The following is a 24,714-nucleotide window of genomic DNA, read 5'->3' on the forward strand; positions in this document are numbered from 1 at the left end:
ATGGTGAAGCCGACCCGTCTGGAAGACATCCTCCCGCTCAGCCCGATGCAGGAAGGGCTGCTGTTCCAGACCGAGTACGACCGGTCCGGACCGGACGTGTACGCGGTCCAGCACACGATCGAGATCGAGGGCCCGCTCGACGCCTCGCTGCTGCGCGGCTGCGCCCAGACGCTGATCGACCGGCACGCCGTCCTGCGCACCGGCTTTCGCCGGGCCCGCTCGGGCCGCTCGCTCCAGATCGTGGCACCTGCCGTGCCGGTGCCCTGGACCGAGTCCGACCTCCGCGACCTGCCGCCCGCGCGGGCGGACGCGGAGGGCGAAGCCCTGGCGGCGGCGGACCACGCCGAGCGGTTCGACCTGGCGAAACCACCGTTGATCCGCTTCCGCGTGCTGCGCCTCGGCCCCGCACGCCACCGTCTCGTCGTGACCACTCATCACATCGTCATCGACGGCTGGTCCACCCCGGTCCTGCTGCGCGAGCTGTTCACGCTGTACGGCGACGGCGGCGACCCGCGAGCCCTGCCGCCCGTCACGCCGTACAAGGAGTACCTCGACTGGCTCGGACACCAGGACCGCCGCGCCGCCGGAAAAGCATGGCGGGCGGCGCTCGCCGGGGTCGACACAGCGACCCGGATCTCCCCGGCGGACCCCCGCTCCCCGCGGCTCCCGGACCGCTTGGTGCGGCCCGCCGACGCCCGGCTCACCGCGGCCCTGGAGGACACCGCCCGGGGCCTCGGCGTCACCCTCAACACCGTGCTGCAGACCGCCTGGGGGCTGGTGCTGGCCCGGGCGACCGGACGCCAGGACGTGGTCTTCGGCGCGATCGCCTCCGGCCGGCCGCCCCAGCTCCCCGGGGTCGAGTCGATGGTCGGCCTGTTCATCACGATGCTCCCCGTACGGGTGCGGTGGGCGCCGGCCGAGTCACTGCGCGATCTGCTGACCCGGCTGCAGGCCGAACAGTCCGCGCTCGCCGACCACCATCACCTCGGACTGACCGGCATCCAGCAGGAGGCACCGGCCGCCGACCTCTTCGACACCACCCTGGTCTTCGAGAACTACCCCTTCACCGACCGCGCCGTCGACGCGGGCGACGTCCGGTTCCGGCTGGCCCTCGGCGCCAGCCGCGACGCCACCCACTACCCGCTCACCCTGCTCGCCGCACCCGGCGAGCGGCTCTACCTGCGGCTCGACCACCGCGCCGACGCGATCGACCGGGCGGCCGCGCAGACCCTGATGGACCGGCTGCACCAGGTGCTGCGCACCCTCGCCGACGACCCCGACCGCCCGGTCCGCGCCGTCGACGGGCTGCTCGGCTCCGAGCGGCGTCTCGTCCTCGACCGGTGGAACGCGCCGGCCGGCACGGAGGAGGGCACACCGGACGCCACCGGTGCGCCCGACGGCCTTACGAGCCACCTTCCCGAGCTGTTCGAACGGCAGGCCGCCGCCCACCCGGACGCGAAAGCGGTGATCGGTGCCGGGCGGCAGCTCACCTACGCCGAGCTGAACGCCACGGCCAACCGCCTGGCCCGCGAACTCGCCGCCCGGGGCGTCGGCCCGGAGACCGTCGTCGCGCTCGTCCTGCCCCGTTCGCCGGAACTCGTGACGGCGGTGCTGGCGGTGCTGAAGACGGGGGCCGCCTACCTCCCGGTCGACCCCGAACTCCCGGCCGCGCGCGTGGAGTCGCTGCTGGGCGACGCCGCTCCGGACCTGGTGCTCACCCATGCCCGCCCAGCCGGCCACCTGCCCGAGGGACCGCCCCGGCTCCTCCTCGACGCGCCGGAGATCCGCGCACGCGTCGCCGACCGGGCGCCCGGCGACCTGTCCGACACCGACCGCACCGCACCACTGACCGGGAACCACCCGGCCTACGTCATGTACACCTCGGGCTCCACCGGCACGCCGAAAGCCGTCGTCATGCCCGCAGCACCCTTGATCAACCTGTTGCGCTGGCACCACCGCCGCATCGGGGGAGGCGTCGGCACCCGCGTCGCGCAGTTCACCGCGATCGGCTTCGACGTGTCCGCCCAGGAGATCCTGTCCGCGCTGCTGGCCGGGAAGACGCTGGTGATGCCGGACGACGAAACGCGGCGGGACGCCGCGCGACTGGCCGCCTGGCTCGACGCCCTGGAGATCTCCGAGCTGTACGCGCCGAACCTCGTCCTCGACGCGGTCGCCCAAGCGGCCCTGGAGCAGGGCCTGGACCTGCCGTGGCTGCGCCACGTGGCCCAGGCCGGGGAGGCGCTGACCCCGTCGGCCGCCCTGCGGGCGTTCTTCGCACGCGTCCCCGGCCGCCGTCTGCACAACCACTACGGCCCCACCGAGACCCACGTGGTCACCGGCACGACCCTGCCCGCCGAGACCGCCGACTGGCCGGCCGCGCCCCCGCTCGGCCGCCCGGTCACGCACACCCGGTGTTACGTCCTCACCGCCGACCTGCGGCCGGCCCCGCCCGGCGTGCCGGGCGAGCTGTACCTCGGCGGTGCGGCCCCGGCCCGCGGGTATCTGCGCCGGCCGGGCATGACGGCCGAGCGGTTCGTCGCCGACCCGTTCGGCGGCCCCGGCGCGCGGATGTACCGCACCGGCGACCTCGCCCGCTGGAGCGAGCACGGCGAACTGGAGTACCTGGGCCGCGCCGACCACCAGGTCAAGATCCGGGGGTTCCGGGTCGAGCCGGGCGAGATCGAGACGGTCCTCGCCCGCCATCCCGGCGTCGGCGGCGTGGCCGTCGTGCCCCGTGCGGACGGCGGGCACCAGCGCCTCGTCGGCTACGTCGTACCGGCCCCCGGGGCCGCCGTGCCGGTGGAGGAACTGCGCCGCCTCGCACAGGACCAGCTCCCCGAGTTCATGGTGCCGTCGGCGTTCGTGCTGCTGGACACGCTGCCACTGACCCCGAACGGCAAGCTCGACCGCGCCGCCCTCCCCGAACCCGAGCGGACCGCCGCCCTGGCGCGGACCGGGCGCACCCCACAGGAGCAGATCGTCTGCGAGCTGTTCGCCCAGGTCCTCAGGCTGCCCCGGGTCGGCGTGCGGGAGAACTTCTTCGACCTCGGCGGGCACTCACTGACCGCCACCCGGCTGGCCGCCCGGCTGCGCCACACCTTCGGCGTCGAGCTCGGGCTGCGGGACCTGTTCGAGTCGTCCACCCCCGAGGCTGTGGCCGCCCTGCTCGGCACGGCCGGCCCGGCCCGGCCCGCACTGGTGCGCCGTCCCCGCCCCGAGGCGCTGCCGCTGTCCTACGCCCAGCGCCGGCTGTGGTTCCTGCACAAGATGGAGGGGCCCAGCCCCACCTACAACATCCCGATGCAGCTGCGCTTGACCGGGGAACTCGACCACGCGGCCCTGGAAGGGGCGCTCGGTGACCTGGTGACCCGGCACGAGAGCCTGCGCACCGTGTTCCCGGAGGCTGCCGGAGTGCCCTGCCAGCGGGTCCTGCCGCCGCACGAGGCGGCACCGCGGCTGGTCACGACGACCGTCGGGGACGACGAACTGCCCGACGCGCTGCGCCGTGGCGCCCGCTGCGCCATCGACCTGATGACCGAACCGCCGCTACGCGCCCACCTGTTCCGGACGGGACCGCGTGACCACGTGCTCCAGCTGGTGGTCCACCACATCGCCGGGGACGGCTGGTCGCTCGCCCCGGTCGCCTCCGACCTGGCCCGCGCCTACGCCGCCCGCACCGCCGGGGCGGCGCCCGACTGGGACGAACTGCCGGTCCAGTACGCCGACTACACCCTGTGGCAGAACGAGATCCTCGGCGAGCAGCAGGACCCCGGCAGCCTCCTCGCCCGGCAGGTCTCGCACTGGACCGCCCGGCTGGCCGGGCTGCCCGACGAACTGGCGCTGCCCACCGACCGGCCACGCCCCGACGTCGCCTCCTACCGGGGCGACTACCTGACGGTGGAATGGGACGCCGACCTGCACCGTGCGCTGGACGCCCTGGCCCGGCGCTGCGGCGCCACCCTCTTCATGGTGCTCCAGGCGGGCCTCGCGGCCCTGCTGTCCCGGCTCGGCGCGGGCCACGACATCCCGATCGGCAGCCCCGTCGCCGGCCGCGCCGACCAGGCGCTCGACGACCTCGCGGGCTTCTTCGTCAACACCCTGGTGCTGCGCACCGACACCTCCGGTGAGCCGACCTTCGAGGAACTGGTCCGCCGGGTGCGGGAGACCGCGCTGGACGCCTACGCCCACCAGGACGTGCCGTTCGAGTACCTGGTGGAGGTGCTGAACCCGCCCCGCTCCCTGGGCCGCCACCCGCTGTTCCAGGTGATGTTCGCCCTCCAGAACGCGCCCGAGGCCACCTTCCGGCTGCCCGGCCTGGAGGTCGAGGTGTCGTCCGGCCGGACCGGCACCGCCAAGTTCGACCTGTTCTTCAGCATGGCGGAGCACCGGGACGCCACCGGGGCCCCCGCCGGCATCGAGGGCGCCGTCGAGTACGCCACCGACCTGTACGACCCGGACACCGTGCGGGTCCTGTTCCGCCGGTGGACGCGGCTGCTCGCCCGGGCCGCCGCCGACCCCTCCGAGCGGCTCGGCCGGATCGACGTGCTCGACGCGGCCGAGCGGCGCACTCTGCTGCACGACCGCAACGCGACCCGCGCGGACGGAGAACGGCCCCCGTTCACCGAGCTGTTCGCCCGGCAGGCCGCACGCACACCGCACGCCGCGGCGGTCGTCGCCGGCGACACGGAACTGACCTACGGCGCCCTGCACGAACGGTCGAACCGGCTCGCCAGGGTGCTCGCCCACCATGGCGCCGCACCGGGCCGGCTGGTCGCCGTCGCCCTGCTGCGCACGGCCGACCTGGTCGTCGCGCTGCTGGCGATCGCCAAGACCGGCGCGGCCCACGTCCCCCTCGACCCGGCCCACCCGGCCGCGCGGACCGGGCTGATCCTGCGGGAGGCACGGCCCGCGCTGGTCGTCGGCACCCAGGCGTCGCTGGCGGACCTGCCCGACACGGGCGGGACCCCGCTGGCCCTGGACGACCCGCGGGTACGGGCCGCAGTCGCCGCGGCACCCGCCGAGGCCCCGGACGTACGGCCCGGACCGACCGACGCGGCGTACGTCATCTTCACCTCCGGGTCCACCGGCCGCCCCAAGGGCGTCGTCGTGGAGCACGGTTCGCTGACCAACCTCCTGCTCGGCATGGGCGACCTCGTGCCGATGGACTCCGCGGACGTGCTGCTCGCGGTGACGACGATCGCCTTCGACATCGCCGCTCTGGAACTGTGCCTGCCGCTGATCCGCGGCGCACGCGTGGTGCTCGCCGCCGAGGAGACCGTCTCCCGGCCCGCCGCCCTGATCGAGCTGATCCGGCGGACCGGGGTCACCGTGGTCCAGGCGACGCCGTCCTGGTGGCAGATGGTCGCCGCACACGACCCCGAAGCGCTGCGCGGCCTGCGCATACTCGTCGGTGGCGAGGCGCTGCCGGAGCCGCTGGCCGCCCGCCTGCGCGAGACCGGCCGCGAGGTGCTCAACGTCTACGGCCCGACCGAGACGACGATCTGGTCCACCGCCGCCGTCCTGTCCGGCCGCAGCGACACCGTCATCGGCCGCCCGATCCGCAACACCCGGGTCTACGTACTGGACGCCGCCCTGCGCCCGGTGCCGCCCGGCACGCTCGGCGAGCTGTACCTCGCCGGTGACGGACTGGCCCGCGGCTACCTCGGCAGGCCGTCCCTGACCGCGGGACGCTTCACCGCGGACCCCTACGGCCCCGCCGGAACCCGCATGTACCGCACCGGCGACCTGGTCCGCTGGACCGCCGACGGCCACCTGGAGTTCGCCGGCCGGGCCGACCACCAGGTCAAGCTCCGCGGCTTCCGCATCGAACTCGGCGAGGTCGAGTCGGTGCTCGCCGCCCACCCCGAGGTCGCCCGGGCGGCGGCCGTCGTGCGCGAGGACCGGCCGGGCGACCGGCGCCTGGTCGCCTACGTCGTACCGGACGCCGGCGGCACTTCGCCGGGCACCGGCCGGGACCGGGAGCACGACCAGATCGACGCCTGGCGGGACCTGTACGACACGGTCTACGCCGGCTCCGGTCCGGTGCCCCTCGGCGAGGACTTCGCGAGCTGGAACAGCAGTTACGACGGCCGCCCCCTGCCGCTCGAGGAGATGCGCGAGTGGCGTGACCGCACGGTGGAACGCATCCGCGAACTGCGGCCCCGGCGCGTGCTGGAGATCGGCGTCGGCACCGGCCTGTTGCTGTCCCGGCTCGCCGCCGGCTGCGAGACCTACTGGGGCACGGACATCTCCCCGTCGGTGATCGACACCCTGCGCGGCCAGACGGCCGCCGACCCGGAACTCGCCGAGCGGGTCCGCCTGTCGGTGCGGCCGGCCCACGACATCGAGGGACTGCCCGAGGAGCACTTCGACGTCGTCGTCCTCAACTCGGTGATCCAGTACTTTCCGCACGCCGACTACCTCGAGCGCGTGATCGGCGGTGCCCTGCGCCTGCTCGCCCCGGGCGGCGCGGTCTTCCTCGGCGACGTACGCGACCTGCGTCTGCAACGCACCTTCGTCACCGGCGTGCAGGCCGCCCGCGGGCGCACCGGCGACAACCCCGACGACCTGCGCCGGGCCGTCGAGCACGGCGTCATCCTGGAGAAGGAACTCCTGGTCGACCCCGACTTCTTCACCGCGCTCCAGCACCGGCTGCCCGAACTGAGCGCCCACGCCGTCCAGGTGAAGCGGGGCCGGGCGCACAACGAGATGACCCGATACCGGTACGACGTCGTGCTGCGCAAGCAGGGCGGCGCCCCGGTCCACGAGATCACCGGGACCGCACGGCGGCCCTGGCCGGCCGACGGCACGGCCGGGCTGGCCGCGCTGCTCGGCGGCGAACGGCCGGCGGCCGTCCGCGTCACCGGCATCCCGAACGGCCGGATCGCCGCCGAGGCGGCCCTCGCGCAGGCCGTGCGGGACGGCACCCGGCCACCCGCCGCACCGGCCGCCGGCGGTGTCGAGCCGGAGGACCTGTACGACCTGGCGGCCGTCCACGGATACCGGGTGTGGGTGACCTGGTCGGCGTCCGACCCGAACGCCCTGGAGGCCGTCTTCGCCGCCCCCGGAGCCGTCCCCGCCGCACATCCCGCGGCCGGACCGCCGTGGGGCCTCTACCGGCCCGCCGTCTCCCCGTCCTCCCGGGCCGGCCTGTCGTCGTTCACCAGCAGCCCGCTGACCGCGCGCGACACCGGCGCCCTCATCGCCCGGCTGCGCGAGCACCTGCGCACACGGCTCCCCGACTACATGGTGCCGTCGGCGTTCGTCCCGCTGAACGCCCTCCCGCTGACCCCCAACCGCAAACTGGACCGCACGGCGCTGCCCGCGCCGGACGTCGTCGCCAGCGGCTCCTCCCGCGAGGCGCGCACGCCGCAGGAGCACATCGTGTGCGACCTGTTCGCCCAGGTCCTCGGCCTCGCCCGGGTCGGCGTGCACGACGGCTTCTTCGACCTCGGCGGCCACTCGCTGCTCGCCACCCAGCTCATCGCCCGGCTGCGCGCCATGTTCGGCGTCGAACTGCCGCTGCGCGTCCTGTTCGAGGCCTCCACCCCGGCCGGGGTGGCCGCCCGGCTCGACGAGGGCGGCGCGGCCCGCCCGGCCCTCGAACGCCGGCCGCGCCCCGAGGTGCTGCCCCTGTCGTACGCCCAGCGCCGCCTGTGGTTCCTCCACCAGATGGAAGGCCTGGGCGGGATGTACAACATCCCGCTCGGCCTCAGGCTGACCGGCACGCTGGACCGTCCGGTCCTCCAGGCCGCGCTGAGCGACGTCGTGGCCCGGCACGAGAGCCTGCGCACGGTGTTCCCGGACGACGGGGGAGTGCCGCGCCAGGTGATCCTCGCCCCCGAGTCGGCGAAACTGGTCCTGCACGACCGGGCGGTCACCGAGCAGGACCTGCCGACCGCGCTGGAACGGGCCGCGCGCTACCCGTTCGACCTCGCGACGGAACCCCCGGTCCACGCCGACCTGTTCCGGCTCGCCCCCGACGAGCACGTCCTGCTGCTGGTGGTGCACCACATCGCCGGGGACGGCTGGTCCCTCGGCCCGCTCGCCCGCGACCTGGCCCGCGCCTACGCCGCCCGCACGGCCGGAGCGCAGCCCGACTGGGCGGAACTGCCGGTCCAGTACGCCGACTACACGCTGTGGCAGAACGAGCTGCTGGGCGACCACGACGACGCCGGCAGCCTGCTCGCCCGCCAGCTCGCCTACTGGACACGCCACCTGGCCGGCGCCCCGGCGGCACTGGAGCTGCCCACGGACCGGCCCCGGCCGCCGGTGGCCTCCTACCGGGGCGACTACGTCACCGTACGGATCCCGGCCGCCCTCCACGAGCGACTGGCCGACCTCGCGCGGCAGACCGGCGCGACCCTGTTCATGGTGCTCCAGGCCGGCCTGTCCGCCCTGCTCCACCGGCTCGGCGCCGGCACCGACATCGTCACCGGCAGCCCGATCGCCGGACGCACCGACCAGACCCTGGACGAGCTGATCGGCTTCTTCGTCAACACACTGGTGCTGCGCACCGATCTGTCCGACGACCCCACCTTCGAGGAGCTGGTGGCCCGGGTCCGGGAGACCGCACTGGCCGCCTACGCCCACCAGGACGTGCCGTTCGAGTACCTCGTGGAGAAGCTGAACCCGCCGCGGTCCCTGGGCCGGCACCCCTTCTTCGGCGTGATGTTCGCCCTGCAGAACGCCTCCGAGGGCACCTTCCAGCTTCCCGGCCTCAGCGTGGAGATCGCCCACGGACGCACGGGCACCGCCAAGTTCGACCTGTTCTTCAGCCTCGCCGAACAGCGCGGAGCGCAGGGCACGGCCGACGGGATCGCCGGTGTCGTCGAATTCGCCGGGGACCTCTACGACGCCGCGACCGTACGCGACCTCTTCGCCCGCTGGACCAGGCTCCTGGAGTCGGCGGTGGCCGGTCCGAGCCGGCCGGTGAGCGGGCTGGACCTGCTGGCCGCGCACGAACGGCACGAGATGCTCGCCGCCGCGACCGGGCCCGCCCTGCCCACCCGGTCGGCCGGACTGCCCCAACTGTTCGCCGCCCAGGCAGCGGCCACCCCCGACGCCGTCGCGGTGGCCGACGACGACACCGCCGTCACCTACGCGGAACTCGACGCGTGGTCCGCGCGGCTGGCCGCCGTGCTGGCCGAGCGGGGCGTCACCCGGGGCAGCACGGTCGCCCTGCTCATGCAGCGCTCGCCCGCCCTGGTCGCCGCCCTCCTCGCGGTGCTGCGCGCGGGCGCGGCCTACGTCCCGCTCGACTCCCGCTACCCCGATTCCCGCCGGCGCCTCGTCCTGGCGGAGACCGGCAGCACGCTGCTCCTCACGGACCCCGCCACCCGGGCAGGCCTGGACGACTACGGGACCCCGCTGCTCGTGCTCGACCCGCAGCCGGACCACGACGCCGCGCCCGCACCGCCCGCGGTGGAGACCGACGGCGACGACGCGGCGTACATCATGTACACCTCCGGCTCGACGGGACGCCCGAAGGGTGTGGTCGTCACCCACCGCAACATCGCCGACTTCGTCGCCGACCCCTGCTGGCGCGGTGGAGCGCAGCGCCGGGTGCTGCTGCACTCGCCGCTCGCCTTCGACCTGTCGACGTACGAACTGTGGGTGCCGCTGCTCACCGGCGGACGTGTCGAGCTGGCCCCGCCCGGCGACCTCGACGCGCACACCCTCGCCGAGGTCGTCACGCGCCGGCGGATCACCTCTCTGTGGCTGACCAGCTCGCTGTTCCACCTGATGGCCGACCTGGAGCCGGACTGCTTCGCCGCCGTCGAGCAGGTGTGGGCCGGCGGCGAACCGGTGTCCGTCGCCTCCGTACGGCGGCTGCTGGAGGCGCACCCCCGCCTGCTCGTGGTCGACGGCTACGGCCCCACCGAGGCGACCACCTTCGCCAGCTACCACCCCGTGCCCGCCGCCGACGCCGCCGCCCTCGGCACGTCGGTGCCGATCGGGCGACCGATGGCGAACATGGGCACCTATGTGCTCGACGCCGCGTTGCGGCCCGTACCGCCGGGCGTGGTGGGCGAGCTGTACCTGGCCGGTACCGGTGTCGCACGCGGCTACCTGGAGCGTCCGGATCTGACCGCCGAGCGGTTCGTCGCCTGCCCCTTCGGGCCGCCCGGCCTGCGGATGTACCGCACCGGCGACCTCGCCCGCTGGACCCCGGACCAGGTCCTGGAGTACGCCGGCCGCGTCGACGAGCAGGTCAAGCTCCGCGGCTTCCGCATCGAGCCCGGGGAGGTCGAGACCGTCCTGCTCGACCACCCCGGCGTGGCGCAGGCCGCGGCGATGCTGCGCCGAGACCTCGCCGAGGAGGCGCAACTCGTCGCCTACGTCGTACCCGGCACCGCCGAACGGGACCGGCAGGCGGAGGCCGAACAGGTCGGCGAGTGGCTCCAGGTCCACGACTCCCTGTACGGGGACGAGCGGGACGAGGCCCTCGGCGAGGACTTCACCGGCTGGGTCAGCAGTTACGACGGGCAGCCCATCGCCGGGCACGCCATGCGCGAGTGGCGCGAGCGGACCGTCGAGCGCATCCGCGAGCTGAACCCCCGCCGGATCCTGGAGATCGGTGTCGGCACCGGTCTGCTGCTGGCCCGCCTGGCCCCCGACGCCGAGGAGTACGTGGCCACCGACTTCTCGCCCACGGTCGTCGAGGCGCTGCGGCGCCGGGTGGCGGCCGATTCCGCCCTGGCCGGGCGGGTGCGTCTGCGGACCCAGGCCGCACACGACCTCGCAGGGCTCCCCGAGGGGCACTTCGACACGGTCGTCGTCAACTCGGTGGTCCAGTACTTCCCGAACGCCGACTACCTGACCGACGTCCTCGGCACGGCCCTGCGACTGCTCGCCCCCGGCGGCTGCGTCTTCGTCGGCGACGTGCGCGACCTGCGGCTGCAGGACGCCTTCGCCGCCGGGGTCCAGGCCGCCCGCAACGGCACGCACGACCTGGCCGTGCTGCGCGACGCCGTCGCCCAGACCAGCCGCCTGGAGAACGAACTCCTCGTCGACCCCGGCTACTTCACGGCCCTGCGGGACCGGCTGCCGGACCTGGGAGCGGTGTCCGTGCGCCTCAAACGCGGCCGGCACGACACCGAACTCACCCGCTTCCGCTACGACGTGGTCCTGCGCAAGCGGGACGGCCGCCCCGTCCCGGACCTCACCCCGCAGACGGTCGAGTGGACGGCCGTCGCCGGGCGGGCGGCGGTGGCCGAGCGGCTCACGTCCACCCGGCCCGCAGCCCTGGTCGTCAAGGACGTGCCCAACCCCCGGGTCGCCGCCGAGGTAGCCCTCGCGGGCGCCCTGCGCACCGGCGAGCCGGCACCCGTCCCCGACGCCGACGCCACCGTCGACGACTGGTACGAGCTGGGGGAGCGGCTGTCGTACCGGGTCGCCGTCACCTGGTCGGACACCGCCCGCGACCGCGTCGACGTGGTCTTCGCCGACGCCGCGGCCCTGCCCGGCGCCCCCGATCCGCTGCCTGCCGTCGTGGGCTCCGCACCGCCCGCGGCCGGCACAGCGGAACCGGCGGCGCGCTTCACCAACGACCCGACCGCGGCCCGCGGCGACGCCGCCCTGGTCACGTCGCTGCGCGAGTTCGCCCAGGAGCGGCTGCCCGCCTTCATGGTGCCGTCGATGTTCGTCCCCCTGGAGGCACTCCCGCTCACCCCGAACGGGAAGCTCGACCGGGCCGCCCTGCCCCGGCACACCCCGGGCCCCGGCGCCGCCGCCCGGGCCCCGCGCACCCCGCACGAGGAGGTCGTGTGCGAACTCTTCGGCGAACTGCTCGGGGTCCCCTCGGTCGGTCTCGACGACAACTTCTTCGACCTCGGCGGACACTCCCTGCTCGCCACCCGGCTCCTCGCCCGGATCAAGTCGGCCTTCGGCGTGGACGCAGGCCTGCGCACCCTGTTCGAGTCACCGACCCCGGCCGGGATCGCCGCCCGCCTGGACATGGACGACGCCGACGGCGGTTACGACGTCGTCCTGCCGCTGCGCGCCACCGGCAACGAGCCACCGCTGTTCTGCGTGCACCCCGGCGGCGGCATCGGCTGGTCCTACACAGGCCTGATCCGCCACCTCGACCCGGATATCCCCGTCTACGCGGTGCAGGCCCGGGGCCTGGCCCGGCCGGAGGACGAACTCCCCGCCGACATGGCGGAGATGGCCGCCGACTACGCGGACCACCTGGAGGCCGCCTTCCCCGACGGGCCGTACCGCGTCCTGGGCTGGTCGTTCGGCGGACTCGCGGCGCACGCCCTCGCCACCGAGCTGCAACGGCGCGGCCGGACGGTGCAGTCGCTGACCGTAGTCGACGTCCACCCCGGCTGGCTGGGCCTGACCCACGACGACGTGCCGCCCCTGGACGACCGGAACATGCGACCCCACCTGGAGTACCTGATGCGGCTCGTGGGGCTCGACCCCGACCTGTTCGACGCGGAGGTCTTCGTCTTCGACGAGGTCATGAAACTGCTGCGCGAGCGCGGCAGCGCCCTCGGAGCCCTGGACGAGGACCGGCTGCGCTCGATCATGGCGATCTCCGCCAACAACAACCACCTGATGATCGACTACCGGCCCGCTGTGTACGACGGGGACATCCTGCTCCTCGCCGCCACCGACCAGCAGAAGCCCGAGACCACCGCCGCGGCCTGGCGCCCGTACCTCACCGGAGAGGTCCGTACCCACGTCGTCCCCGGCGACCACGGCACCCTGCTGTCCCGCCCGGGCTCGCTCACCCGGGTCGGCGCCCTCCTCTCCGCGGCCCTGCGTGGAACGGGCGTGTCATGACCGCGCGGACGCCCCTGACCGGGGCCCGGCTGGACCGTGCGTACGCGCCGAGCCACCTGGTGCCGAGCCTGCGGCACTACCTCGACGACTACGCCGCCCGCAGCGCCGAGGCCCGCCGCGCCCCCGGCGTGCGCACCGGGCTGCGCTACGGGCCCGGCTCCGCCGAGAAGCTCGACTTCTGGCCCGGGCGGCCGGGACCGGCCCCGGTCCAGATCTTCGTGCACGGCGGCAACTGGCAGGAACTGACCGAGCGCAGCTCGGCGTTCGCGGCGCTCGCCTTCCGCCGTGCCGGCGCCGCGTTCGCCGCCGTCGGGTACGGACTCGCCCCGGCCACCCCGCTGGACGAGATCGTGGCCGCCGTGCGCCGGTGCGTCCGGTGGATCCACGAGCACGCCGCCGGCCTCGGCGTCGACCCGCGGCGGCTGCACCTCAGCGGCACTTCCGCCGGCGCGCACCTCGCCGCGATGGCGCTCGTCCCGGCCGGCCCGCGCGAGCCCGACGCGGCCGGGCTGCTGGCCGGCGTCACCCTGCTCAGCGGGATCTATGACCTCGAACCGGTCAGCCGCTCCTACGTCAACGAGGCACTGCGGCTGGACGCCGACGCGGTCCGCCGCAACAGCCCGCCCGACCTGCTGCCGGACGGTCTGCCCCCGGTCGTCCTGGCGCGCGGCGGCGTCGAGACCCAGGAGTACGTGCGCCAGCACGACCTGATGGCCGAGGCCCTGCGCCGCCGTGGCGCTCTCGCGGACAACGTCGTGGAAGCCCACCGCAACCACTTCGACCTGCCGTACGACCTCGCCGACCCGGCGACGTCGCTCGGCCGCGCGGTCCTGGCGCAGATGCGGCTCCCCGACGGCCGGGGCGACCGCGACGACCGGTCCGCGGAGGTGACCACATGACGACGGACACGCTCACCTCGCCGACGAGCCGCTTCGACGGCACGCGCGAGGCAGCCGAACGCCACGACCGGGCCGACCCGCTGGGGTTCCTGCGGGACCGGTTCGTGCACGCCGAGCCCGACCTGATCTACCTGGACGGCAACTCGCTCGGGAAGCTGCCCGCCGACACCCCGGAGTTCGTCGCCGACGTGATCCGGGGCGGCTGGGGCCGCGGCCTGATCCGCTCCTGGAACGACTGGATCGACTGGAACCGGCAGATCGGCGACCGGCTCGCGGAGCACGTCCTCGGCGCCCGCCCGGGCGAGGTGGTGCTCTCCGACTCGACCACCGTCAACCTCTACAAGCTCGCCTGGGCGGCGCTCGACCACGCCCCCGGCCGGCGCGCCCTCGTGGTGGACGCCGACGACTTCCCCACCAACCGGTACGTCGCCCAGGGCCTGGCCCGCCAGCGCGGCATGGACCTGCGCGTCGTGCACTCCGACATGGACCGGGGTCTCGATCTGGAGGGCCTGCGGGCCGCGCTCGACGACCAGGTGGCGCTGGTCGTCCTGTCGCACGTGGCCTACCGCAGCGGGGCGCTGGCCGACATGGCCGCGGTCAACGCCCTGGCCCGGGAGGCCGGGGCACTGGTGCTGTGGGACCTGTCGCACGCCGCCGGGGCGGTCCCGGTCCGGCTCACCGACGACGGCGCGGACCTCGCGGTCGGCTGCACCTACAAGTACCTCAACGGCGGCCCCGGCTCGCCCGCCTTCCTCTATGTCCGCCGCTCGCTCCAGCGGCTGCTGCGGCAGCCGATCCAGGGATGGTTCGGGCAGCGCGACCAGTTCGCGATGAGGCCCGACTTCGACCCCGTCGAGTCGGTCGACCGGTTCCTCACGGGCACGCCGCCGATGCTCTCTGCCGCCGCGCTCGTGCCCGCGCTCGCCCTGATCGAGGAAGCGGGGGTCGACCGGCTGCGGGCCAAGGGGCGGCTGCTCGGCGAGCTGGCCGTGGACCTCGCGTCCCGCCGCCTCGCGCCCCTGGGTTTCCGCCTGGCCTCACCCGAGGAGCCGGACCGGCGCGGCTCGCACGTCACCCTCCGGCACCCGGACGCCTGGCGGATCTGCCGGGCACTGGCCGACGACGCCGGTGTCGTCTGCGACTACCGGGAACCGGACCGGCTGCGCATCGGGCCGTCCCCGGCCTACACCCGTTTCACCGACGTGTGGGACGCCCTGGAGCGCACCGGGCGCCTGGTGGAGAGCGGTCGGCACACCCGGCTGCCGCGTGCGAAGGCACGCATCACCTGACGCCGCGTCCGCCCGCCCGCCCGCGGACAGGCACGACGACCGACGACCGCAGACCACCGGACCGCGCCATCGGGAGCGTACGGCTGTGAGTACCCATCAGGTGACCATGCTCTTCCTCGCCCTGGCCACGATCTCGCTCCTGGCCTTCACCGCCGGCACCCTCGCCCGGCTGCTCCGGCAGCCCCCCGTCATCGGCGAGGTGCTCCTCGGCGTGCTGCTGGGGCCGACGCTGCTGAACGGCGCCGTCTCCGACGCCCTGTTCCCCGAGGAGATCAGGCCCTTCCTGACGGCCCTCGCCACCATCGGCGTGGCCCTGTTCATGTTCGCCGTCGGCGCGGAGCTCGACGCCGGCCTGATGCGCGGACGCCGGTTCGTCGCCGGAACCGTCGCCGTCGGATCCATCGTCCTGCCCTTCCTGCTCGGCGCGCTGCTCGCCCTGTACCTGTTCGACCGACACCCGACCGACGACCGGACGGGGTTCGTGCTGTTCATGGGAGCCGCGATGTCCGTCACCGCGTTCCCGGTACTGGCCCGCATCCTCACCGACCGCGGCATGCAGCGCACGTGGCTGGGGGCGGTCGCACTGGCCTGTGCGGCGGTCGACGACGTCCTGGCCTGGACCCTGCTGGCCGTGGTGGTGGCGATGAGCGGGGCGGGCACCGGCTCCCCGTGGCTCCTGATGCTGTTCGTGCCGTACGTCGCGCTGATGTTCACCGTCGTGAGGCCCGCTCTGCGCCGCCTCCTCGACCACCGGTGGCTCTCCGGTCCCGGCGATCCGGCCGCGATGGTCCTCACCCTCACCGGCCTGCTGCTGTCGGCCGCCTTCACCGAGTGGATCGGTCTGCACTTCATCTTCGGCGCGTTCGTCTTCGGCGCGGTCATGCCGCGGCGCACCATGCGCGGTGAGCCCTCGGACGTCACCGGCCGGCTGCGGGAGCGCATCACCTCCCTCAACGACTTCCTGCTGCTGCCGATGTTCTTCATCGTCGCGGGCCTCAAGGTGGACCTGTCCGGCATGAACGGCACGGACCTGCTGGAACTCGGCCTCATCCTGGCCGTCGCGGTGGGCGGCAAGTTCGTCGGCGCCTTCGTCGCGGCCCGCGGCACCGGGATGCAGAACCGCCCGGCCGCCGCGCTCGCCGTGCTGATCAACACGCGGGGCCTGACGGAGCTCATCATCCTGACCGTCGGCCTGCAGATGGGCGCGCTGGACGGTGAGCTGTACTCCATCATGGTCGTGATGGCCCTGGTCACCACGGCGATGGCCGGACCCCTGCTGCAACTGCTCTACCCCGTACGCCCGATGCCCCCGGGCACCGCCCCGGCTGTCCCGCCGGCGGGACGGAAAGGCGCGGTACAAGAAACTTTCCTCACCGGCCCGGCGCCGGATAATGTGAATTCCGAGAACGCGCCCGTCAGCGAGTGACCGGCGCTCTGCGAACGTCATTTTCGGCGCCGCGGTGTTCCGCGTGAGGAATGCGCGAGAGAAATACGTGTATCCGCCGTCCTACTGAGGGAGCAGAGAATGTCCAATCCGTTCGACGACCCCGATGGCTCGTTCCTCGTGCTCGTCAACGAAGAAGGCCAGTATTCGCTCTGGCCGGCCTTCGCCGAGGTACCGGCGGGCTGGACCGTGGCCCTTGCGGAGACCGACCGGCAGTCGTGCCTGGACTATGTCGAGGAGAACTGGACCGATATGCGCCCGCTGAGCCTCGTACGCCAGATGGAGGAAGCGTGATGGGCGACACCATGGAGCGTTTCCTGCTGACCGAGGACGACCTCGAGGAGTCGTTCTTCGGCGAGGAGCCCAGCGTCGCGTACGACCCCGTCTTCGTCTCCGGCGACGAGTCCGGCAGGATCCTCATCGACCTGATCAACACGCTCACGCACGGCTCCCACCCGCAGGCGGTGGAGCACGCGGCCGGGCTCTACACCAACGTCGTCGGCTCGGTGGTCTTCCACCACGTCGCGCGGTTCCGCGGCGACGCCGCCCAGCGGGTCCTCCAGGAGTTCGTGGAGGCCCTGCACAAGTGCGACAGCTACCGGATGCAGCTCAACGACGGCATGGAGTTCGACGTCACCAAGGCCGCCGTCGAGCCGCTGGAGGACGTCGCCGGAGACGGCGTCGTCACCCGGTGGGTGACGACGTCCGACGGCTACCGGATCGAGGGCTCCTGGGCGGTCGCCGTCACCGGGGACATCCTCTCGTTCGTCAACGTGCGCCTTCCCGACCCGGCGGGGATCCACCGGCTGGCCCGCACCGCCCTGGAGCGTGCCGCGGCCGGGGTGGCCCCTTCCTGACCGACGCCCTCCCCGGCACGAGGCGGCGGGCCCCGAAGAGGGGCCCGCCGCCTCGGCGTTCCCGCGCACCGGCCGCCCCCGCTACATCGGGTACCCGTACGCCCGGGCCGCCCGCCGGTAGTGCTCCACCCGGAACCGGTCCTCGGTCTCCATGGCCTGCGGCGTGTAGAACTGCCCGAACTTCTCCCGGTACTTCTCGAACCAGTGCCGGTGCTCGGCCAGGAAGAAGATGTCGTGCAGCGCGATCGCGCGGATCGCCAGGACCGGCACGGGCGCCCTGCTCACCGCGAAGTCCGGGTTGCGGGCCGCCGGGACCTCACAGTTGTCGTGGAACTGGCCCACCATCAGGCCCTGTGCGACGAACTCGTCCTTCACCCGTATCTGCGCCTCGTCGAGCAGCTTCGTGTCCTCGGAGCGCAGGTCCGGCAGGGCCACGACCATCGCCCGCAGCATGGGGTTGCGTCCCTGCCAGGAGATCAGCCCGTACTCGCGCAGACTGCTGCGCGCGATCTCCTCGACGAGTTCGAGCGTGGGCGAGTGACCGACGAACCGCAACCGGATCTCCATCGTCCGGTTCTTGCGCGAGGGCGCCACGAACGGGCAGATGGGGCCGATGCGGCCGATCTCCGGATGGCGGGCCGAAATGTATTCGGTCAGCCACGAGTCGACGGCGGCGAGTGTGGAGTCAATGCTGACGGCACTTTCACCGGAACTCATGAAATGCAGCCTCTCAATCAGCGCCGGCGGGCATGAATAGTCGTCGGCTTGTCCCGCTGGCGGGACAAGCGCGTTATGCCCGGGGTGAGTTGCGACCAGCTTGCCCCATCGAAACTCCCTGCACTAGCGTCGACCGCACGGTGCCGATATCGATGACAGGGCAGAATTCGTGCCCCCGCCCTCCAGAGAATCAGAGGAGCCGCACCCGTGCGCATCAGCATCGACCGAGACGGCTGTATCGGCAGCGGCCAGTGCACCCTGACCGCCCCCGCCCTGTTCGCGCAGGACGACACGGGCATCGTCTATGTGCTGCCCGAGAGCGCGGACCGCACGGACGACCCCTCGGTCCGCGAGGCCGAGCTGGCCTGCCCCGTGCAGGCCATCACCGTCGCCGAGGACTGACGTCACGAGGAGAAGCCGAAGCGCATGTCCACGTCTCCCCCCGTTCCGCAGAACGAGATCGACGCCGAACCGCACGCCATGCACCCGGATCTGATGGCCGATCCGTTCGGTGGCTACGGACGCCTCAGGGAACAGGCGCCCGTCGTGCACGGACGGTATCTCGACGGCACACCGGCCTGGTTCGTCACCCGTCACGACGACGTCCGCGCGCTGCTGCACGACCGCCGCCTGGTCAACAGCCCGACCTCGGTGCCCGGTGCGACGGGCGACGACCCGCGGCTGAAGATGATGGACATGCTCGCCATCCCCGAGGAACTGCGTCCCTACCTGATGGGGTCGATGCTCGACACCGATCCGCCCGAGCACACCCGGCTGCGCAAGCGGGTGCTGCGCGAGTTCACGGCCCGCCGGGTGATGGACATGCGGCCCCGGATCGAGGAGATCGCGCGCCGGCTGCTGGACGCCCTGCCGCGGCACACCGCCGACGGGTCCGTCGACCTGCTCGCGCACTACGCCTACCCGCTGTCGATCCAGGTCATCTGCAACCTGGTGGGCGTTCCGGAGGCGGACAGCGCCAAGTGGCAGCAGTGGGGCGAGGACCTGATCGCCATGCGGCCGGAACGGCTCGCGACCTCGTTCCCCGCGATGATCGAGCACACCCACCGGCTCATCGGGAAACGCCGTGCCGGCCTCGGCGACGACCTGCTCAGCGGCCTCATCCGGGGCCAGGGCACGTCGGAGGGCGGCATCAGCGACGTCGAGCTGGTCACCTTCGTGGTGACCCTGGTCCTCGCCGGACACGAGACGACGGCCCACCTCATCAGCAACGGCACCGCCGCCCTGCTCTCCCACCCCGGCCAGCTCGCCCGCCTCCGCTCCCATCCCGAGGCCATGCCCGGCGCGGTGCACGAGCTGATGCGGTGGTGCGGGCCGGTCCAGACGGGCAGGCTGCGCTACGCCGCCGAGGACCTGGAGGTTGCCGGCACCCGGATCCCGCGCGGCGACGCCGTTCTCCTCGTTTTCGTCTCGGCCAACTTCGATCCCCGCCGCTACACCGATCCGGACCGCCTCGACCTGCGCCGGCACCCCGTCGGCCAGGCCGAGAACCACCTCGGCTTCGGCCACGGCATCCACTACTGCCTGGGGGCCTCCCTCGCCCGGCTCGAAGCCGAGATCGCCTTCGGCTCGCTGTTCGACCGTTACCCGGACATCCGTCTCGCCCTGGAACCCGCCGAACTGGAACGGCGCGAGCGTATGCGCCTGCCCGGACAGTGGCGCCTGACCCGGCTGCCGGTGGTCCTCGGCCCCGATCACCCCTGAGCCCGCACCCGACGTGGGGGCGGAGCGGCGGTGGCCCGGACGGGCCGCGGCCGGGCCTCCGAGGTGCTGACGGGGCCGGCCCCACTCCCGAGCGTCGCGCACACCGCGCCGGACCGATCACGGCGTCCCAGGACCGACGAGGTGCGTCACTCAGCCGGTGTGCAGCACTCGGAAGCGGCCGGGTTCCTCCGGATCCCGGTCGACGACCTGGATCGGCGCTCCGGCCCACTGCCACACGCTGATGCCCGGCGTGCGTGAGAACCGGATCTGCCCACGGGTGCCCCCGACCGCGACGTACGGCCGGGCCGCGGCCGGGCGAACGGGGTCCGCGCCCTGAGAACGCAGCGCCTCGGCGAGGACGGTGACCGTGTCGTAGCCTTCGAAGGCCACGAAGGAGGGCGCTTCGGCCAACTGCTCGCGCAGGGCCGTCTCGCCCGGTGCGCCGAGTGGACTGAGCCGCTCGGGCAGGTAGCGCAGGAACGGGATCGCGGCACCGTCGTCGCCCAGCAGCGCCGCCCACTCGGCGAACTCCGGTTGCCCGGCCGGAGCACCGATCATGATCTCGTCGAGGCGCCGGTCACGGCGGACGGCCCGGACGATCGGCACGGCCGGCTCCGGATGGCCGGCCAGGAGCAGGACGGCTGTAGCGCGTTCGCCGACCAGTTCGTCGCACACGGCTGTGGGGGCGAGTGCGCGCGTCGAGTCCGATGACGGTGCCGCCTCGTGGAGCGACGTGCTCCCGCAGGATGGGGACCCCGGATGCCCAGTAGGCACTCGGTTCGGCCGCCACGGCGATGTGGCTGCGGCCCGTGCCGAGGAGGAAGTCCGCGTAGACCCGCCAGCCGCGGGACCGCGGCGGGGAGAGACGTGCGACCCGTTCCACCGGGTGCTCGGTGAGCGCGTCGAGAACCGCTGAAGAGCAGAGGAACGGCAGACCGAGCGCCTCGGCACCGGTGGCAACTGCGCGAGCGGCGACGCTGTGATACTCGCCCGCCAAGGCGGTCGCACGAGGCGAGCCAGTTCCTCTACGGCTGCCTCGGCCTTCCGCGGCTCAGCCGCGGTGTCCCGGACCACCAGCCCGAGCGGCGCCCCGGCGATTTCGCCGTCGTCGTTGACGTCCCGAACAGCCGACTCGTGTCCAGCGAGCAGGTGCTGACCCGCCTGGACCCAACCGGGCCGCGTCAGCGCAGCGAGGGCGCCGATCCGGACGGGTTCGCCCGGATCGCGAGGTGGCCTTGTCGTACGCCTTCATGTCGTCTCGCCGTGGCGGGCGCACCTGGTTGACCATGCCGGTCATTGCGTCCACCCCGTCGTCGGCAGGCAACCGATTGATTCAAGGCCTTCAAAGGCAAGCCTGGCGGTCGAGTCGGCGGAGTGGGAGGGGGGAACGTGGACCTTCGTCGTTGGTCCGGCGCTTGAACGGCCGATCGGATTCATGTCGACGGTGCCGGGCGGGCCGAGTGCGGATTGCCGGGTTTACCGGAACCAGCATAACCGGATGTTGCGATTCCGGGAACATATGTCTTGCCGTTCCTGGGTAACCACCGTATCGGCACGTATCCCTCCTCATGTGTCCCGTCCGCGCGGGGAGCAGGGCGCGTACCGTGCGACCACGATGTAGCCGCAATCGACCTGCGAATTGCGAGGGCAAGGCATGGACGGCCCCACTGTCACCGCATTGATCGCGGCGGGTTCATCTCTACTGGTGCTCTACTTGGGGACGCACGTCGAAGCGATCAAGGAGCGCTTGAAGAGGAAGCAGAAGTCCGAAGACGAGCTGGAGGACAAGAAGCGCAGGTTCAACGACCGGCTCGTGGCTCATATGGTCGCCATTCGTGAGACGTCGCGCAGGCAAATTGAGGGCTTCACGCGCATACAGAAGCAAATCGAGAGTGCGCCTCATGATCTGAGTCGACAAGAGGTGGGTGCGATATTCAGTGCCGCGCGTTCCACTACTTCGAGCCAGACTGATGTGGCCCTCAGGATCGGCTTGACCCGTCCCGCCGTTCGTGATTGCTGGTTCTACTTTATTGGCCTGCGCTCTCGATACATGGAGGCCGTGGACGAGTTCGTGCAGGATGCCGAATCCAGGCGTCACAGCGAACTGGCCAACCTGCTCGAGCAGTTGAAGGCGGCGCGCAGCAGGCTCGTAGTTGAAATGAAAGTTGCGGCTGAAGAACTGGGGCACCCGCTTCTCGTGCGAGATGTCGATACCGACGTTTCAGGCGTACAGTGATGCGGGAATTATTGGCACCCCTGGTCGTCATGTTGGTCCTTGCGGGGTACTCCTTCCTGATCTTCAGAATCAATCGCAAGAAGGAGTCCAAGCTGGCGACAGAACTCATCGTCGGCATGATGGAGGTGCGCTCCCTCGGGTCTTCGAAGGCGCTGTCGCTGATCGCGCTGGCATCGCAAGGCGTGATCGACTGCACGCAGCGGGCGCGAACCTTTGTGTCTTTGATGCCCGACATGGGGAATCCTGCACGACCGCATGCGCATGCGCTTTATTACAAACACCGGCTGGACATTCGTGATATCCGTAAGGATTGGGTTGATGCCTCCAACAGCTTGGCCTCGCATTTCCCAGTCGTGGAGAATGCGTGGCACGATTGGGCGGTCGCTTACAGCGACATGACGGAACTCGATCCTGAGGCCGGCCAGGAGGAAGCGCTGGCCATGCTCGGTGAATTGATGGCCGCCAAGCGCCGTTTTGTCAGCGTCCTGTCGGAGGTGACGTCCTTGATATTCTTCCTCGAATCCTGAGCCGAAGGTCGCTGGCCGAAGCTGCCGGTTCGGGTGGGACCCGGTGCCCTACCGAGCGACCGGCTTCCTGGCCCGGTCGGTCTCGTCCTGTACGAGCAGGGAGAGCAGGGAAGCCACGGACAGGCCGGCTTCGGCCGGGTGGCGCAGCACCTTGTCCGGCTCGATGCGGTAGGTGTTCGTGCGCCCGTCCCGGGTGTGGGACAGGTAACCGTCCTGCTCGAGGTCGGAGATGATCCGCGAGACGGCGCGCTCCGTGAGACGGCAACGGGCGGCGATGTCGCGGATGCGGGCGTTCGGGTTGTCGGCAATGGCTGCCAGAACGCGCGCGTGGCTGGTGATGAACGTCCATCCGGTGTGGGACTCGGGCACTCCGACCATGCCCAGCATTTTAGAGGACACCGTTGCCGGAACGTGGATACGTGACATACTTTTCATGCAACGAATGACGTGCTCCCGTCGGGGAGAGCCATAGAAGGAGCCCGAAGGTGCCCTGGGACGAGGCCGGTGTGCCGGCGCTCACGCGCGACACCGGCGCCGAGCCGCTGCCGGAGCGGGCCACCGCGCATGCCCAGGAAGGGGCTGCGGTGCTGCAGTACGAACGGCGCGGGGCCTGGGTCGTCGTCGCCCGCGGCGCCTACGACATGGACTCGGTCACGCCGCTCGCGGAGGCGCTGGACGCCGCGGCCGGGAAGCATCCGAAGGTGATCCTGGACGCCTCCGGCATCACCTTCGCGGACTCGACGCTGCTGAATCTGCTGATCCTCACCCACCAGGCGGGCACCCTGCGCGTGGTCGCGCCGTCACCTCGACTCCGGCGGCTCTGCGAGATCACCGGGGTCGACAGCATCCTGGAGACACGGGATTCGGTCGATGACGCTGCCGTCTCCTGAGCCGCCGCGGACCCGCTCCCGGGAACGGTCGGCGAACATGACGCGGGAGAGGCGGCTCCGCCCCGCCGCGCGCCCTCGTGCGACGCCTGCACGGGCGTGACGGCAGGACCGAAAAGAGAGGCCGAGGATGGCGGTTCCGGCTTTGTTCAGGGCTTGAAACGTGGGTTAACCTGCGGCGTATTTCCACACCACATGCACATCTGTGACCGTGGAAACGCATGCACGACAACCGGGCCGCCCATCGGTCCGGGGGGTTCCGAGTTCTCGGCTTGCGAGGGCTCTTGGGGAGCGGAACGAGGGTGCGCATGACCAGCGACAGCACTGGGGCCGTCGATGCGGTGCCGGGCGACCAGGAGTTGCGGCGGCTGCTGGCCGGCCTGACGGCCGTACGCGACGGGGACTTCGGTACCCGGCTGCCGGACGACGCGGACGGCCTCATGGGCGACATCGCCAAGGTCTTCAACGGCATGGTCGACCAGCTGTCCGTGTTCACCTCCGAGGTCACCCGGGTGGCCCGGGAGGTAGGGACCGAGGGGACGCTCGGCGGGCAGGCGGAGGTGCCGGGGGTCTCCGGCACCTGGGCTGACCTGACCGACTCGGTCAACGCCATGGCCGGCAACCTGACCACCCAGGTCCGCGACATCGCCCAGGTGGCCACGGCGGTGGCCAAGGGCGACCTCTCGCAGAAGATCGACGTGGACGCCCGCGGCGAGATCCTCCAGCTGAAGGAGACCGTCAACACGATGGTCGACCAGCTGTCCGCGTTCGCTGACGAGGTGACCCGTGTCGCCCGCGAGGTCGGCAGCGAGGGACGTCTCGGCGGGCAGGCCCAGGTGCCGGGCGTGGCCGGGGTCTGGCGCGATCTCACCGACTCCGTTAACCACATGGCGGGCAACCTCACCAGCCAGGTCCGCTCCATCGCCCAGGTCACCACTGCGGTCGCGGAGGGCGACCTCTCGCAGAAGATCACCGTGGACGCGCGCGGGGAGATCCTGGAGCTGAAGAGCACCATCAACACGATGGTCGACCAGCTGTCCGCGTTCGCCGACGAGGTGACCCGTGTCGCCCGCGAGGTCGGCACGGAGGGGCGCCTCGGCGGCCAGGCGGACGTCAAGGGGGTCAAGGGCACCTGGCGTGACCTCACCGACTCGGTGAACTTCATGGCGGGCAACCTCACCGGCCAGGTCCGCAACATCGCCCTGGTGGCCACGGCGGTTGCCAAGGGCGACCTTTCGCAGAAGATCACCGTGGACGCGCGCGGGGAGATCCTGGAGCTGAAGAGCACGATCAACACGATGGTCGACCAGCTGTCCGCGTTCGCCGACGAGGTGACCCGTGTCG

Annotated in this window: 14 protein-coding genes and 1 pseudogene; 12 read left to right on the forward strand and 3 right to left on the reverse strand. The window is 72.3% G+C overall.

The features are described 5' to 3' along the window. The 6 genes from ACFU3E_RS04180 to ACFU3E_RS04205 all read left to right on the forward strand — a co-directional run bounded on the left by ACFU3E_RS04180 (position 1) and on the right by ACFU3E_RS04205 (position 17,281). A complete protein-coding gene (locus ACFU3E_RS04180) occupies positions 1–12,792 on the forward strand; it encodes an amino acid adenylation domain-containing protein (RefSeq protein WP_384151713.1) in 12,792 nt (4,263 codons plus the stop codon). Beyond that, positions 12,789–13,691 (forward strand): alpha/beta hydrolase, encoded by a 903-nt coding sequence (locus ACFU3E_RS04185; protein WP_384151716.1) that lies wholly within the window; start codon positions 12,789–12,791, stop codon positions 13,689–13,691. The genes ACFU3E_RS04180 and ACFU3E_RS04185 overlap by 4 nt, the downstream gene beginning before the upstream one ends. After that, positions 13,688–14,980: a kynureninase gene (gene kynU, locus ACFU3E_RS04190; protein WP_384151719.1), complete on the forward strand. Its 1,293-nt coding sequence runs from the start codon at positions 13,688–13,690 to the stop codon at positions 14,978–14,980. Before ACFU3E_RS04185 ends, kynU begins: the two co-directional genes overlap by 4 nt. 85 nt (positions 14,981–15,065) lie before the next feature. Next, positions 15,066–16,406 (forward strand): cation:proton antiporter, encoded by a 1,341-nt coding sequence (locus tag ACFU3E_RS04195; RefSeq protein WP_384151722.1) that lies wholly within the window; start codon positions 15,066–15,068, stop codon positions 16,404–16,406. A 99-nt stretch (positions 16,407–16,505) separates the two neighbouring features. Further along, the gene (locus tag ACFU3E_RS04200; RefSeq protein ID WP_384151725.1) at positions 16,506–16,718 is read left to right on the forward strand and encodes an MbtH family protein; all 213 of its coding nucleotides are present in this window, start codon (positions 16,506–16,508) and stop codon (positions 16,716–16,718) included. Further along, positions 16,718–17,281 (forward strand): hypothetical protein, encoded by a 564-nt coding sequence (locus ACFU3E_RS04205; protein ID WP_384151728.1) that lies wholly within the window; start codon positions 16,718–16,720, stop codon positions 17,279–17,281. Before ACFU3E_RS04200 ends, ACFU3E_RS04205 begins: the two co-directional genes overlap by 1 nt. Before the next feature lie 81 nt (positions 17,282–17,362). Here the strand turns inward: ACFU3E_RS04205 and ACFU3E_RS04210 are convergent, their stop codons facing one another. Beyond that, a complete protein-coding gene (locus tag ACFU3E_RS04210; RefSeq protein ID WP_384151731.1) occupies positions 17,363–17,998 on the reverse strand; it encodes a DUF6875 domain-containing protein in 636 nt (211 codons plus the stop codon). 207 nt (positions 17,999–18,205) lie between these two features. On the opposite strand from ACFU3E_RS04210, the gene ACFU3E_RS04215 reads away from it, so the two are divergent. After that, positions 18,206–18,400, forward strand: a complete 195-nt coding sequence (locus ACFU3E_RS04215; protein WP_384151734.1) for a ferredoxin — start codon at positions 18,206–18,208, stop codon at positions 18,398–18,400. 24 nt (positions 18,401–18,424) lie between these two features. Next, the gene (locus ACFU3E_RS04220; RefSeq protein ID WP_384151737.1) at positions 18,425–19,720 is read left to right on the forward strand and encodes a cytochrome P450; all 1,296 of its coding nucleotides are present in this window, start codon (positions 18,425–18,427) and stop codon (positions 19,718–19,720) included. Between the two features lie 150 nt (positions 19,721–19,870). On the opposite strand, the pseudogene ACFU3E_RS04225 reads toward ACFU3E_RS04220, so the two are convergent. Next, a pseudogene (locus ACFU3E_RS04225) lies at positions 19,871–20,923 on the reverse strand (ABC transporter substrate-binding protein). A 451-nt stretch (positions 20,924–21,374) separates the two neighbouring features. Here ACFU3E_RS04225 and ACFU3E_RS04230 point away from each other — a divergent pair. Both ACFU3E_RS04230 and ACFU3E_RS04235 read left to right on the forward strand, forming a co-directional pair. Next, a complete protein-coding gene (locus ACFU3E_RS04230; RefSeq protein ID WP_384151740.1) occupies positions 21,375–21,956 on the forward strand; it encodes a hypothetical protein in 582 nt (193 codons plus the stop codon). Then, on the forward strand, positions 21,956–22,483 hold the full coding sequence (locus tag ACFU3E_RS04235; protein WP_384151742.1) for a hypothetical protein: 528 nt from the start codon (positions 21,956–21,958) through the stop codon (positions 22,481–22,483). Before ACFU3E_RS04230 ends, ACFU3E_RS04235 begins: the two co-directional genes overlap by 1 nt. Before the next feature lie 48 nt (positions 22,484–22,531). Here the strand turns inward: ACFU3E_RS04235 and ACFU3E_RS04240 are convergent, their stop codons facing one another. After that, positions 22,532–22,861: a helix-turn-helix transcriptional regulator gene (locus tag ACFU3E_RS04240; protein ID WP_384151744.1), complete on the reverse strand. Its 330-nt coding sequence runs from the start codon at positions 22,859–22,861 to the stop codon at positions 22,532–22,534. A 107-nt stretch (positions 22,862–22,968) separates the two neighbouring features. On the opposite strand from ACFU3E_RS04240, the gene ACFU3E_RS04245 reads away from it, so the two are divergent. Together ACFU3E_RS04245 and ACFU3E_RS04250 are read left to right on the forward strand one after the other, a co-directional pair. Beyond that, a complete protein-coding gene (locus tag ACFU3E_RS04245) occupies positions 22,969–23,373 on the forward strand; it encodes an STAS domain-containing protein (protein WP_384151747.1) in 405 nt (134 codons plus the stop codon). A gap of 305 nt (positions 23,374–23,678) precedes the next feature. Continuing rightward, a partial coding sequence (locus ACFU3E_RS04250; protein WP_384151750.1) for a HAMP domain-containing protein occupies positions 23,679–24,714 on the forward strand: 1,036 nt, incomplete at its 3' end.

Origin of the sequence: Streptomyces sp. NPDC057424, assembly GCF_042803315.1 — a bacterium.
Classification (GTDB): Bacteria; Actinomycetota; Actinomycetes; order Streptomycetales; family Streptomycetaceae; genus Streptomyces.